This is a genomic window from Zoogloea oryzae (assembly GCF_030161255.1).
GTDB classification, from domain to species: domain Bacteria; phylum Pseudomonadota; class Gammaproteobacteria; order Burkholderiales; family Rhodocyclaceae; genus Zoogloea; species Zoogloea oryzae.
The window spans coordinates 1-13,149 of record NZ_BSPX01000059.1 but is presented as its reverse complement, the minus strand read 5'-3'; the positions used below and the strand labels follow the sequence as shown (position 1 = coordinate 13,149).

The following is a 13,149-nucleotide window of genomic DNA, read 5'->3' as shown; positions in this document are numbered from 1 at the left end:
GGTTTTTGCGCGTCCCGATGAGGTGTCGGTGTGGGCTCAGGGCTTGGCGTTGCCTTCGAGCTTTGCCAGCTGGGCCCTGGCGTCGCCCGCTTCGGCGAAGTTCGGATCGAGCTTGAGGGCGGTCTTGAAGGCGGTGACCGCATCCCGCGCACGGCCGGCTGCCGCGTAGGCGGAGCCCAGGTGGTAGTGGATGCCGGCCGACTGGCGGCCTTCCGCGCGACTGACCTTCTCCAGCACCTTGACGGCTTCGGCAGCTTCGCCCCGCTTGAAATGCACCCAGCCCAGGGTGTCCTGGAAGTCGGCCACCTTTGGCGCCAGGGCGACGGCCTTGCGGGCCCACTCGAGCACCGCGTCGGAAGGTTTGTTCGCCGGGTCGGTGGCGGCCATCCAGGCCATGTTGTTGTAGGGCAGTGGCAGATCGGGGTTGAGCCGGACGGCGGCCTGGTAGGCGGCCTGGGCTTCGCGGAGCTGGCCGGCCTGCTGCTGGGCCATGCCGAGCTTGAGCTGGGCGTCGTAGAGCTTGGGCTGGGCCCGGGCGACGGCCTGGTACTCGCCGACCGCCTGTCTGGCTTCGCCTTGGGCCAGGAATACGTCGCCCTTGGCGAGGCGGGCCGGGTAGTAATCGGCGCTGGCCGCCAGGGCGCGGTCGTAGGCGGCGTGGGCGGCCTTGTAGCTCTGCTGCATCTGATACGCGCGGCCCAGGCCGTGCTGGGGCAGGGGGTTGCCGGGCGAGAGCCTGGCGGATTCCTCGAACTCGCCGATGGCCTTGTCCGGCGCTTTCTTGTCCAGCCAGATGGTGCCCAGGGCGTAATGGGCGCCGCCGAGCTTGGGGTTGATCTGCAGGGCGCGGCGGTAGAAATCGGCGGCCACGTCGATGTTGTGGCGGACGTTGTAGTTCAGGTCGCCCAGATCCACCAGCGGGATGGCGGCGCGGGCGTCGGCGGCGATGGCGGCCTTCCAGGCCTTCTCGGCTTCCGGGTAATTCTTCTGGGCGTACTGCCAGCGGCCCCAGGCGGTCAGCGCGTCGGCGCTCTTCGGGGCGATGTCGAGGGCCTGCTTGAGCCACTTGCGCACGTCGTCCGGCAGATTGCGGATACGGGCGGATTCGGCATGGCCCAGGGCTGGGAGCGGCGACTGGGGATTGATCTGGGCGGCTTCGTTGAAGAGGGCCTCGGCCCGCGGATAGTCGAGCTTGCGCAGGGCTTCGTGGCCGGCGCGCAGCTTTTCGCCGAAGGGGGTTTCCTTGGCGGTGGCAGGCGACTCGAAGCGGGCCGCGCCGCTTTCCGACATTTCGAGCAGTGCGTGGGCCGGGCTGCCGGCCAGGGTGAGGAGAGCGAGGAGCAGGGTGCCAGCAGCGCGTGTTTTCATGATCCCGGACAGGTGGCAAGAGGAAGGCTTAGTTTGCCAGACTCCAAAAGAAACAACCCCATTCAGGTTGTCCTGAATGGGGTTGGTGTCACAGCGGCCGGATGATCAGGCGCGCTTGCGGCGGGACAGGCCCATGCCAGCCATCGCCAGGCTCAGGAGGCCCAGGGTGGCGGGTTCGGGCACGCCGGTCGGCGGGGGCGGGGGCAGCAGCACGCCGCTGGCCGAGGAGCCGAAGCCGAAGATGAAGGTGTCGGGCGCGCCGGTGGTCGGATCGCAGCCGGTCAGGCCGGAGGCGCAGGAGCCGTAGGAGTACAGGGCGATATCGACGGTGGAGGCGTCGCCATCGACCAGGCTGCGGGCGGCATCGGCGGTCGCCTTGTTCGGGGCCACGCCGTAGTAGGTGGCGAACACGCGGGTAGCGCCATTGGCCAGGGCTTCGAATTCGAAGTCGAACAGGGCGCCTTGGTCGGAACTCGCAGAGCCTTGCAGGTTGCCGCTGCGGGAGTTCACGTAGTTGGTGTTCGTCAGGCCGTAGGACGTGAACGAGAACGGGTTGCCCGAGTTGAAGCCGTTGTTGTCGGTCTTGCGGATGTTGCTGCCGTTGGCGATGCCGAGCAGCGCGGGCACGCCCTGGATGCTGACGGATTCATTGCCCGGGCTGGGGATGTCCCAGTCCATCACGCGACGGTAGACCAGGTCGCCGGCGGCCAGATCGGCGCCGGTCAGGTTGGTGATCTTGACGACGGTTTCGTACAGGTAGGGCGTGGTGGCCAGGGGGTGGTAGTCGTGGGTGACCTGCAGGATCGCAGCGCCGGCCGAGTTCAGCACGTTCACCACCGAGACCGCACTGTTGGCGGTGGAGGTGAAGCTGACCAGCGACAGGTTGGCGGTGCCGACCGAGCTGTTGGCGTAGCCGGCCTGGCCGGTGCTGGCGATGCCGACGCCCCAGCCTTCGCAGGTGCAGCCCGGCGAGGTGGAGTCGGAGTTGGTGGCCATCGAGCGCAGGCCGACGATGGTGGTGCCGCTGCCCGCCGCGCTGGTGCCGCCGCTGACGTTCAGATCGCCCAGGTCGCGGACGCCGATCTGCACGGTGCCGTTGTCGATGATGGCAGCAGCATTGGCGCCGCCTGCCACGAGGCCAGTCGCTGCAAGCAGCACGGCCATGGAGAGTTTGCTGGCTTTCATAACCGGGGTAACTCCTTGATTAATGACGATTGACGATGAGGGTGCTTGAGCAAGGGGTGCGCGCCAGAGTCTTCCTGCCCGGGTTTGCGTACCGTGCCTAAATTGAGCAACAAGCGTGCCTGAAACGAAAAAATTAACGAAGACAAAGGGTTGTGTATCTTTATGTAAAGGTTTGGTCGTATTTTGTAAAAATCGTCGACAAATGATTTAAATGATAAATTTGCCTTATCGCAGCGGCGGATCGGAATCAGCATTACCATTCCGACCTTTCGCCATATGGGCCCTGTGCAGGGCCGCTATCCGAGGGGCATGAGATTCCATGAGCACGCAAATTCTTGACCTACGCGACTTCATCGCCCGGCTGGAGCAGATGGGTGAATTGCGCCGGGTGACGGCCGAGGTCGACCCTCACCTGGAGATGACCGAGATCTGCGACCGGGTGCTGCGCGCCGGCGGCCCGGCGATCCTCTTCGAAAACCCGAAGGGCTACCGCATGCCGGTGCTGGCCAACCTGTTCGGCTCGCCTCAGCGGGTGGCGCTGGGCATGGGCGAGAGCGGCGAGGACTGGCAGAACGCGCTGCGCGAGGTGGGCAAGCTGCTGGCCTTCCTGAAGGAGCCGGAGCCGCCCAAGGGGCTGAAGGACGCCTGGGAGAAACTGCCGGTGTTCAAGCAGGTGCTCAACATGTCGCCCAAGACGGTGTCGTCGGCGCCGTGCCAGCAGGTGGTGAAGGAAGGGCGGGACGTGGATCTGGGCAGCCTGCCGATCCAGCATTGCTGGCCGGGCGATGTGGCGCCGCTGATCACCTGGGGGCTGGTGGTGACCCGCGGCCCCAGCAAGACGCGCCAGAACCTGGGCATCTACCGCCAGCAGGTGCTGGGCCCCAACAAGGTCATCATGCGCTGGCTCGCCCACCGGGGCGGGGCGCTGGATTACCTGGAGCACCAGAAGGCCAACCCGGGCCAGCCTTTCCCGGTGGCGGTGGTGCTGGGCTGTGATCCGGCGACCATCCTCGGTGCGGTGACGCCGGTGCCCGATTCATTGTCGGAATACCAGTTTGCCGGCCTCTTGCGCGGCGCCAAGACCGAGCTGGTGAAGTGCATCGGCTCGGATCTGCAGGTGCCGGCGTCGGCCGAGATCATCCTCGAAGGCGTGATCCACCCGGGTGAGACCGCGCTCGAAGGCCCCTACGGCGACCACACCGGCTACTACAACGAGCAGGCCGAGTTTCCGGTGTTCACCATCGAGCGCATCACCCATCGGCGCGACCCGATCTACCACAGCACCTACACCGGCAAGCCGCCCGACGAGCCGGCGATGCTGGGCGTGGCGCTCAACGAGGTGTTCGTGCCGCTCCTGCAGAAGCAGTTCACCGAGATCGTCGATTTCTACCTGCCGCCGGAGGGCTGCTCGTACCGGCTGGCGGTGGTGAGCATTCGCAAGCAGTACCCCGGCCACGCCAAGCGGGTGATGTTCGGGATCTGGAGCTTCCTGCGCCAGTTCATGTACACCAAGTTCATCATCGTGGTGGATGACGACGTGAACATCCGCGACTGGAAAGAGGTGATCTGGGCGCTCACCACCCGGATGGACGGCACCCGCGACACCACGCTGGTGGACAACACGCCCATCGACTACCTGGATTTCGCCAGCCCGGTGGCCGGCCTGGGCTCCAAGATGGGCCTCGACGCCACCAACAAGTGGCCGGGCGAGACCAACCGGGAATGGGGCCGCGCCATCGAGATGAGCCCGGAGGTGAAGAAACGGGTGGACGAGATGTGGGGCAGCCTGGGGCTGTGAAACGCGCCTCCCGCCGTCGCGCCCTGCGCTACGGCGGGAGAGGCGGGGTCAGTTCCCGAGACGTCGGCGCCGCAGCGCGCCGAGTGCCGCCAGGCCGGTGAGCCCAAGCAGCGCGGTGGTGGGTTCCGGAATATGGGTGGCCTGACCGCTGACCTCGGCCAGCAGGGTCGCCTGGCCGGTGTAGGGCGAGATCGTCCAGCCGTCGGTGCTGGAGAATGTCGGCTCGGTGGTCGAGATCCGCACGCCGGGCAGGCTCGCCGAATTGCCGGCGCTGAAGTCGTAGGTGATGGTCGGGTCCAGGGCCGGCATGGCGGCGAGGTAGGGTGTCATGTCGATCACCGCATAGAGTTCGCTGACGGTGCTCTCGAACAGGGGAACCCGGTATGGGGTGCTGCCGATCGTCAGATAGATGCCGTAGGCCAGATCATCCAGCCGGTAGCCGGTGCCATCCCAGGACATGAAGTACTCGATGGCGAGCGGGTCGGGCAGCTTCTTGCCGGCCTGGAAGAAGCCGATCGCCTTTGCGCCGCCGTTGTCCTCCAGGGGCACCTTCACGGTTTCGCCCTTCTTGCAGGCTTTGCTGCCGGTGTCGTATTTGCCGCCCTTGCTGTCGAAGCGTGCCCAGTACACCGTACCGTCCCCCGGGCAGTTCATCTCTTCGGTGTTCTTGATCTCGCCGCCGATGGCGGGTGTCGTCAGGCTGATGGCGAGCAGTGTCGCTGTGCCCAATTGAGCCGTCTTTCGCATGTGTCTTCCCTTCGTTCGTTGTGGGCCTCCGCGAGGGCGGGGCGAGCGAAGCTTGGGGTGAGGGCGGTTCCAGATCGGTTACAGCAGCGACAAACAAAAACGGCAGCCGGTGGGGCTGCCGTTTTTGTGTGGCCGGTCAGGCGCGCTCAGCGCTTGCGGCGCACCACCGCGAGGGCCGCCAGGGCGCCGCCGATGAGGGCCAGGGAGGCCGGCTCGGGCACGCCGGTGCCGGGATCGGCGATGCCCTGGATGCCGACGGTGAAGCCGTGCCAGTGTTCGCTGGTGTCGGTGAAGCTGATCGAGGTGTAGTCGCCCAGCAGCTCGATCACCCCGTGCAGTTCGCCGCTGCCGGTGAAGCCGGTGCCCCCTGCGTTGAGGACGGCCGTGCCGCAGCCCCAGAAGCCACAGCCCTCGCTGAGGACGACGATGGGCGCGCCGAAATCGACGACGTTGCCGTTCCAGCTGGTCAGGGCGATCAGCGGGTTATGGACGCTCTGGCTGAAGGTGATCGTCTTGAGGCCACCAGCGCTGAGGGCGACGAGGTCGGTCGTTGCGGGGGCGTTGTCGACAGCGCTGCTGGTGTAGGTGCCGGGGGTGGTCCAGTAGAAGGTGCCGCCACTGGTCTGGGCGAAGGTGTAGGCGCCGGTGAAGGTGACGCCGACGGTGCTGGAGGGCGTGGTGATTGTGCCGGTGACGCCCGAAGCGGCGGTCAGCTGGCTGGTCCAGTCGGTCCAGTAGGCGGGGGCGGCGAAGGCCGCGGGGGCCGCAAGGGCGGCGACGAGGGCGGTGGTGATGAGACGCATGATGAGCTCCTGCTCGGTTGAGCGTGAATTTCGAAGTTACGAAAATTCGAGCAATTTCTGCGCCAGATTTCAAATTTATGCAAAAAACGGCGAAATCACCTTTTTTGTCAAAGAGCTGGCAAAAACAGCGGAGCCAGGCGGGGCGCTGTCCGGTGAAGGATTGTAAAAACCTTCGACAGCTGTCTTGCGTGGGGCGGGTGGAGCGGATAGGAGGGCGCCGGCCGGGACGACGGAAACGGTGTGTCTTCCGTCGTCCCGGCGGTGGGGGGGCTTATTCGGCGGCGGGGGCCTTGGCAGGGCGGGCGGGGCTGGCGGTTTCGCGGGCGATCTTCCACTGGCCGTCGGCCTTCACCCATTCGAGCTGCTTTTGCACCGTGTCCTTGTACTGGGCGGCGGTGTAGTGCTGGGTGAATTGCACGACCACGCGGCTGGCGTCGCTGCTGCGGGTCGTCAGGTTGTCGATGCGGATGCGCGGCGACTTGGCCTGGGTGACGCGCTGGCGCCGTTCGGCTTCCCAGTCGGCGGTGCTGCGGCCTTTGCCGGGCTGGAAGTCGGTGGTGTAGAGGGCGCGGTAGGCGTCGAAGTTGCCGGCGGTCCAGGCGCTGGTCCAGGCGTCGATGCGGGCGCGGATGGCCGGGGCGACGCTGGCGGCCGGTTCGATCAGCTCGATCTGCGGTGCCGGTGCGGCTTCGACCACGTGCGCGGGCGCGGCGGCCAGGGCGGGCGACTCATAGCGGGTGCCGAGGAGCTCCGGTGCGATCGGCGCGGGGCGGTAGCGGCTGCGCAGGGCTTCCCGCAGTTCGCCGGCGAGGCCGAGCAGCTGGGCCTGGAGGGTGGTCTGCTGGGCGCGGTTGTCGACCAGGTTGCGCTGGGCGTCGAAGAGGTCGCCCTGGGCGATGGACAGATCGTTGAGGGAGCGCCGGCCGGCCTCGAAGTGCAGCTCGTAGGCGGAGGCCACCCGCTGGGCGGCGGCGACGCGCTGCTCCAACTGGGGCGCGATGCCGCGGGCTTCGGTGTACTGGCGGTACAGATCCGTGATGTCCTTCGAGACCTTCATCATCAGGTCGTCGGCGTCGGCCTGGGCGGCCTGGTGGCGCTCGACGGCCTCGGTGTGGCGGCCGATGTTCTTGCCGCCGAGGGGGATGTCGAGGTTCACGCCCAGCTGCGCGGCGCGCTGGGTGTCGGCCGTGGGGACGGGGATCGTGGTGTTGTCGAGGCGTTTGCTGTAGGACAGATCGACAGACGGGAAGAACAGGCCGCGGGCGGCGCCCACGTCGGCCTGGCGGGCGGCGGTGCGCTGCAGCGCGGCGCGCAGGCGCGGGTTGCGTTCGTGGATGCGCTCGACCAGGGCGTCCACCGGGTCAGCGCCGGCGAGGGCCGGGGCCGGGAGGATCGACGGGGCGACGAGGCTGTCGGGCGCTTCGCCGGTGAGCAGGCGGTAGCGGTATTCGGCGGTGCCGAGCTGGGCGCGCAGCTGGCCGAGGAGGGTGCGGTTCTGGATCAGGCGCACGCGCATCAGGTCGAGCTCGGACGACGCGATGCGGCCGGCGTCCACCCGGTGGGCGACGTTGGCCTCGACCCGCTCCTGGCTGGCGATGGTGGCCTGCAGGCTGGTGATGAGCTGGCGCAGGCGCACCAGGTCGCTGTAGTTCTCGGTGATCTCGTAGGCGACCTGCTCGAGCACGTTGTCCAGATCGGCGTCGGCGGCGTCGCGGGTGAAGCCGGCGGCGCGCAGCCGGTTGGTGTCGGTGGCGCCGTTGAAGATGTTCCAGCGCACGGTGGCGTCGGTACGCCGGACGTTGCGGTCGATGGGCGTGCCGAGGGTTTCGTCGCGGGAATCGGAGTTGCGGTAACTGAGGCCGACGCTGGGCAGGAAGTCGGAGCGCACCTGCACGACCTGGGCTTCGGCGGCGCGCAGCAGTGCCTGGGCGGAGCGCACGCTGGGCTGCTGCAGGAGCACCTTGTCCACCACCGCCGGCAGCGGTGCGGCGTGGGCGAGGCCGGCGGCAAGGCCCAGGCCGAGGGTGGCCAGGATGGCGGCGAGGCGGGTGCGGCGGTGGGGGCGGGCGTTCGGGTTCGGGCTCATCAGCGTTCGCGCAGGGATTTGTCGAGGGTCTTGACGATGGGCTTCAGCATGTATTCCATCATCGTGCGCTTGCCGGTCTGGATGCTGGCGTCGGCGGCCATGCCCGGGGAGATGGTGAGGTGCTCCGCGGGGTCGCCGAGGTAGTTCCTTTCGGCTTCGAGGAGGACTTCGAAGTAGGTCTCCTTCTTCTCGCCATCGACCACCGCGTCGGCGCCTACGCGCACGACCTTGCCCGGCAGCGAGCCGAAGATCGACGAATCGTAGGCGGTCACGCGGATGCGGGCATCCTGGCCGGGCTTGAGGAAGGCGATGTCGGACGGCTTGACCTTGGCGGTGATGAGCAGGCGGTCTTCGGCGGGCACGACTTCCATGATGGTCTCGCCGGCCTTCACCACGCCGCCGACGGTGTTGACGAGCAGGCGATTGACCACGCCGTCCATCGGGGCGCGCATCTCGCGACGGGCGACGCGGTCGTTGCGGCCGGTGAGTTGCTCGCCGATCTGGGCGGCACGCAGTTCGGCTTCGGATTTCTCCTTGCTGATCTCGGCGAAGAAGCGGGAACGGGTTTCCGACAGGCGGGCCTGGGCTTCGGCCACCGCGGCCTGGATGCGGCCGATGGCGATGCGGGTGGTTTCCAGTTCGCCCTTCTGGCTGGAGTAGCGCTGCTGGGCGTTCAGCAGGTCGGCCTTGGCGCCGGCGCCGTTGGCGGCGAGGCGTTCCTCGATGGCCAGGGTTTCCCGGGCCGGGCCGATGGATTCGCTGATGGCCTGGTGGCGGGCACGGGCTTCGGCCAGCTCCTGCTGGCGCTGGGTGACCTGGCGGGAGAGCGTTTCGAGGGTGTTCTCGCGCTCCTGACGGCGGGTCTGCCACAGGTTGCGCTGTTCGCGGACGAGATCCGGGGCGTTCTTCTCGAGCTCGGGCGGGAAGTTCGGCGCGGCGTTGCGGGCTTCGGCGTCGAGGCGCGCGATGGCCGCCTGGGCGCCCCACAGGCCTTGCTGGGCTTCGCCCTGTTCGGCGTTGAACTGCAGGTTCTGGACGATGGCGAGCACGTCGCCCTTCTTGACCACTGCGCCTTCACGCACGTTGAGGGCCTGGAGGATGCCGCCTTCCATGCTCTGGATCTGCTGCAGGCGGCTGGACGGTACCACCGCGCCGACGGCGTTCACCGAGATGTCGAGGGGCGCAAAACTCATCCACGCAAAGAAGATCACGAAGAAGGCGGCCGTGGTGCCGAGCAGGATCATCACGGCCTTGCGGGGGCCGCGGTCGAAATCCGGATGGCTGCTGATGGGTTCGGCCTCGATGCGGGGCTGGGCGGACTGGAAAGCGAGTTTCATGCTGCGGCCTCCCGGGGGGCGACCGGTGCCGGCCCGCCCTGCAGTTTGCGAAGGACTTCATTGCGGGGGCCGTCGAGGACGACCCGGCCCTGGTCAAGCACCACCAGCCGATCCACCAGCGGCAGCATGGCCGTGCGGTGGGTGACGAGGAGCATGGTGGTGCCCTTGATGTTGCGCAGGTTCTCGATGAGGCGGGCTTCGGTGGCCGGGTCCATCATGCTGGAGGGCTCGTCAAGGAGCAGCATGCGCGGCTGCTGGACCAGCGCGCGGGCGATGGACACCGCCTGACGCTGGCCGCCGGAGAGGCGTTCGCCCCGCTCGCCCACCTGGGTGCCGAGGCCGTTGGGCATCTGGGCGAGGGTTTCGTCCAGGCACGACAGGCGCAGGGCTTCGAGCATGTCGGCGTCGCTCACCTGGGCGCTGCCGAGGAGGATGTTCTCGCGGATGTCGCCGTGGAACAGCACCACGTCCTGGGGTACGTAGCCCACCTGGCGGCGCAGGCTCTGGGGTTCGAGCTGATTCACGGCCATGCCATCCACCATCACCGCGCCCTGGTCGGGGCTGTAGAGGTTGAGGAGCAGCTTGAACAGGGTGCTCTTGCCGGAGCCGATGCGGCCGATGAAGCCGACCTTCTCGCCCGGACGGATGGTGAGGTTGAGGCCCTTCAGCAGCGGCGCCGAGTTGGGGTAGGCGAAGTGGGCGTCGCGGAAGTCGATGCGGCCCGACATGCGCGGCAGGTGCAGGCTGTCGGTGGTCTCGTCGGTGGGCGCCTCCATGATCTTGTCGAGGGCGTCGATGGCCTGGCGGGTCTGCTCGTAGCGCACGATGAGCGCGGCGATCTGGGTGGCCGGGGTGATGGCGCGGGTGGCGAGCATCGAGCAGGCGATGAGCTGGCCCATGGTCAGGTCGCCGGAGCTGATCATCAGCGCGCCGAACATCACGAGCAGGATCGAATCCAGGTTGGTGACCAGCAGCGACATGTAGGTGCCGAAAGACGTCCATTCGCGCATCTGCACCGAGTTCTCGGAGATTTTGACGGTCAGCATCTCCCACTGGCGGCGGGCCCAGGCTTCGGCGCCGAGGGTCTTGATGGTGTCGACCCCGTTCATCACTTCAAAGAGGTGGGCGGTGCGCTGGGCCGATTCCTGCATGTTGGCGCCGAGGATGCGGGTGAGCGGCTTGCGGATCATGAACGACACGAAGATGGTCACCGGGATCAGGAGCAGCGGCACCAGCACCAGCCAGTGGCCGATGATCCCGATCAGCACCAGGAAGAACAGCATGAAGGGCACGTCGCCCAGCACCGTGAGGGTGGACGAGGTGACGAACTCACGCACCGATTCGAAATCCCGCACGATGTTGGCGAGCACCCCGCCAGAGGCCGGCCGGGCCGCGGCGCGCAGGCGCAGGGCCTGGGCAAACACGTGGGACGACATGGCTACGTCGGCCTTGCGGGCGGCCGATTCCAGCAGATAGCTGCGCAGCATCTTGATGACCAGGTCGAACAGGGCCACCACCACCACCGCGCCGGTGAGCACCCACAGGCTGTCCAGCGCGTTGTTGGGCACCACGCGGTCGTACACCGACATCGTGTAGAACGGGATCACCGCCGCGAAGACGTTGGTGAGCACGGTGGCCAGCAGCGCCCAGCCGTAGATCGGCTTGTTGGCCAGCAGGGTGTCCCAGAACCAGCGGCGCGGGCGGGGCAGGTGGTAGAGCAGGCTGCGGGTGTCGAAGAACACCATCGGCCGTACGAAGTACGCAGCGCCCGGGTGTTCGGCCACCACCTGCTCGAGCCCCAGCTTGACGGTGCCCTGGATGCCCGCCTGCACGCACTCGAAGGTGTCGCCATCCCGGCGCAGCAGCACCAGCGGATCACCCCCGTCGGCGCTGAACACCATCGCCGGCAGTTCCGACGGCTTGAATTCCGGCACACCCTTCTTGGCACGGCTCAGCGACAGGCCGCCGCGACGGGCGCACTCGTGCATCTGGGCTTCGGTGATGCAGCCATCCACCACCGGCGTATCGGCCAGCAACTGCATCGGATCGGCGCGTTTTCCAAAGAAGTGGGCCAGAAACTGCAACTGGTCGATGACCCCGTCGACCGAAGCTGCGCCGGGTGTTGAGGAAGGGGATTCGCGCATGGGCTGGGTTCTCAATAGGGCGTCTGGGGCTGCCGTCCGGATCGGCGGAAGAGGGGCCGACCGGGGCTGGGGCAGCAGGCTTTCCCAAGGTTGCGCACGGCTTTCGAGGCGCCGTGGCAACGGTCAGGTGGCGATGGTGCCATAAGGTGCCATATGGCAAATGTTAAAAAGTCACGAGTATTCGTTTTGCAAAATTCACGCCGGGATGTTTGTGACAAATTTCCTGTCTTTCGCGTAGGTTGGCTTAGGTAAATTGACTGAATTTGACGATTGCTATGTTTTTGTGGGCGGTCTTCTGGCGCTCCAGAGGGTGGTCGGATAAAAATTTCATATTGAGTTAAATGGCCAGCGTTGATTGGGTGCGGTGCGTGGAATAGTTCATGTCGGGATTTTTCCGGCCTTTTACGGCCCCGGTTGCGAGGTGTGCGATGTCCTTTGAGGTTTGCCGGGGTGTCTTTTTTTTGTTCATTAATCCTTTTAAAACAGTCGATTGGTTGCATTTTTAGGGCGTTTTTCAGGGTTTCATCATGGTTGCATCCGGTTTCCTGCGACGCTTTGTTTCAAGTGGGCTTGTCGGATTTTTTTACAGGGCTTAGTGGTTTGTGATTTTTTGCAGATGTAAAAATGGCGAAAGGGTTCGATAAGCTATTGAGATGAACGATATTTAGTGTTTTTGACAAATAATCGCGTCGAGGTGGCCCGTAAATTGCAGTTTGATCTCCGATTTTCTCGACTCGTCGTGGGCCAGTTCCGGCTTCGGCGGTATCCAAAACAGAAAAGTGGAGATCGTTCATGTCAAATACGAGTTACGTAACCAGCGTCTCAGTCTGCGAAGACACCAGTCAAAATTTCGAATTGTTCGACCTGCTCAAGCAGGCTGATCCCGGCTACAGCGCAGTCGATCCCGCCAAGATCAAGCTCTACGTCTATGACGGCGCCAAGTGGGTGCTGTCCACCGCGGGTTTCTTCACCGCCGTCGACAAGGACACCCTGACGCTCGACGCGTCCGCCATCCCGAATTTCAACGGCGCCAAGCTCATTCGCGTGCTTGGCTACGACAGCACCGGCAACACCTTCACCCTCGACGTGACGGTCAACGTGACGCCGGTGAATGACGCACCCTCTGGTGCCGACGAATCCGTCACCGTCGCCAATGGCGACGTTTATGTGCTGGGTCTTGCCGATTTCGGCTTCACCGATCCGATCGACGGCAACGCCTTCAAGTCCGTGGTCGTGAACGCCGTGCCCGCCAGCGGCACGCTGCTGCTGAACGGCGTCGCCGTGACCGCCGGCCAGGAGATCCTGGCCTCCGAGATCGACGCCGGCCACCTCACTTACGTTGCCCCGGCCTCTGCCGGCGGTGACTTCGGCCTCACCTTCCAGGTTCGTGACGACGGCGGCATCGACCCCGATTGCGGCGGCGTTGATCTTGACGCGACCCCGAACACCATCACCTTCAACGTGCCGTCCCCTGGCCTCGCCACCCTGGGCGATAAGGTCTGGGAAGACACCAACGCCAACGGCGTGCAGGACGCCGGCGAAGCCGGCATCGCCGGCGTCACCGTCGTGCTGAAGGACGCCGCTGGCACCCCGATCAGCTCGACCACCACCGATACCAACGGCAACTACAGCTTCACCGTGACCCCCGGCACCTACTCGGTCGCCGTGCAGGCCCCGGCGG

The 13,149-nt window shown here is 66.0% G+C and carries 10 protein-coding genes; 2 read left to right on the top strand and 8 right to left on the bottom strand.

Annotation, left to right across the window (positions count from 1 at the left end):
* Window positions 1–36: 36 nt before the first annotated feature.
* Together QQK25_RS16650 and QQK25_RS16645 are read right to left on the bottom strand one after the other, a co-directional pair.
* A complete protein-coding gene (locus tag QQK25_RS16650; RefSeq protein ID WP_284188937.1) occupies window positions 37–1,368 on the bottom strand; it encodes a tetratricopeptide repeat protein in 1,332 nt (443 codons plus the stop codon).
* Window positions 1,369–1,473: 105 nt separating this feature from the next.
* On the bottom strand, window positions 1,474–2,553 hold the full coding sequence (locus QQK25_RS16645) for a PEP-CTERM sorting domain-containing protein (protein ID WP_284188936.1): 1,080 nt from the start codon (window positions 2,551–2,553) through the stop codon (window positions 1,474–1,476).
* A 319-nt stretch (window positions 2,554–2,872) separates the two neighbouring features.
* Here QQK25_RS16645 and ubiD point away from each other — a divergent pair, with 319 nt between their 5' ends.
* Window positions 2,873–4,351 (top strand): 4-hydroxy-3-polyprenylbenzoate decarboxylase, encoded by a 1,479-nt coding sequence (ubiD, locus tag QQK25_RS16640; RefSeq protein ID WP_284188935.1) that lies wholly within the window; start codon window positions 2,873–2,875, stop codon window positions 4,349–4,351.
* A gap of 48 nt (window positions 4,352–4,399) precedes the next feature.
* Here ubiD and QQK25_RS16635 read toward each other — a convergent pair whose 3' ends face one another.
* The 6 genes from QQK25_RS16635 to QQK25_RS16610 all read right to left on the bottom strand — a co-directional run bounded on the left by QQK25_RS16635 (window position 4,400) and on the right by QQK25_RS16610 (window position 12,262).
* Complete coding sequence (locus tag QQK25_RS16635) at window positions 4,400–5,080, bottom strand: PEP-CTERM sorting domain-containing protein (RefSeq protein ID WP_284188934.1); 681 nt, start codon at window positions 5,078–5,080, stop codon at window positions 4,400–4,402.
* A gap of 164 nt (window positions 5,081–5,244) precedes the next feature.
* Window positions 5,245–5,901 (bottom strand): PEP-CTERM sorting domain-containing protein, encoded by a 657-nt coding sequence (locus QQK25_RS16630; protein ID WP_284188933.1) that lies wholly within the window; start codon window positions 5,899–5,901, stop codon window positions 5,245–5,247.
* Window positions 5,902–6,172: 271 nt separating this feature from the next.
* The gene (locus QQK25_RS16625) at window positions 6,173–7,987 is read right to left on the bottom strand and encodes a TolC family protein (RefSeq protein WP_284188932.1); all 1,815 of its coding nucleotides are present in this window, start codon (window positions 7,985–7,987) and stop codon (window positions 6,173–6,175) included.
* Window positions 7,987–9,324: an HlyD family type I secretion periplasmic adaptor subunit gene (locus QQK25_RS16620; RefSeq protein WP_284188931.1), complete on the bottom strand. Its 1,338-nt coding sequence runs from the start codon at window positions 9,322–9,324 to the stop codon at window positions 7,987–7,989. Before QQK25_RS16620 ends, QQK25_RS16625 begins: the two co-directional genes overlap by 1 nt.
* A complete protein-coding gene (locus tag QQK25_RS16615) occupies window positions 9,321–11,468 on the bottom strand; it encodes a type I secretion system permease/ATPase (protein ID WP_284188930.1) in 2,148 nt (715 codons plus the stop codon). The genes QQK25_RS16620 and QQK25_RS16615 overlap by 4 nt, the downstream gene beginning before the upstream one ends.
* Before the next feature lie 560 nt (window positions 11,469–12,028).
* Window positions 12,029–12,262 (bottom strand): hypothetical protein, encoded by a 234-nt coding sequence (locus QQK25_RS16610; protein WP_284188929.1) that lies wholly within the window; start codon window positions 12,260–12,262, stop codon window positions 12,029–12,031.
* On the opposite strand from QQK25_RS16610, the gene QQK25_RS16605 reads away from it, so the two are divergent.
* The coding region (locus QQK25_RS16605) for an SdrD B-like domain-containing protein (RefSeq protein ID WP_284188928.1) at window positions 12,261–13,149 on the top strand (889 nt) is incomplete at its 3' end. The genes QQK25_RS16610 and QQK25_RS16605 overlap by 2 nt on opposite strands.

Excerpts from the sequence above, each read along its gene's own strand:
- QQK25_RS16650 (WP_284188937.1), bottom strand. The coding sequence starts at position 1,368 with ATGAAAACACGCGCTGCTGGCACCCTGCTCCTCGCTCTCCTCACCCTG.
- QQK25_RS16620 (WP_284188931.1), bottom strand. The coding sequence starts at position 9,324 with ATGAAACTCGCTTTCCAGTCCGCCCAGCCCCGCATCGAGGCCGAACCC.
- QQK25_RS16630 (WP_284188933.1), bottom strand. The coding sequence starts at position 5,901 with ATGCGTCTCATCACCACCGCCCTCGTCGCCGCCCTTGCGGCCCCCGCG.
- ubiD (WP_284188935.1), top strand. The coding sequence starts at position 2,873 with ATGAGCACGCAAATTCTTGACCTACGCGACTTCATCGCCCGGCTGGAG.
- QQK25_RS16610 (WP_284188929.1), bottom strand. The coding sequence starts at position 12,262 with ATGAACGATCTCCACTTTTCTGTTTTGGATACCGCCGAAGCCGGAACT.
- QQK25_RS16645 (WP_284188936.1), bottom strand. The coding sequence starts at position 2,553 with ATGAAAGCCAGCAAACTCTCCATGGCCGTGCTGCTTGCAGCGACTGGC.
- QQK25_RS16615 (WP_284188930.1), bottom strand. The coding sequence starts at position 11,468 with ATGCGCGAATCCCCTTCCTCAACACCCGGCGCAGCTTCGGTCGACGGG.
- QQK25_RS16625 (WP_284188932.1), bottom strand. The coding sequence starts at position 7,987 with ATGAGCCCGAACCCGAACGCCCGCCCCCACCGCCGCACCCGCCTCGCC.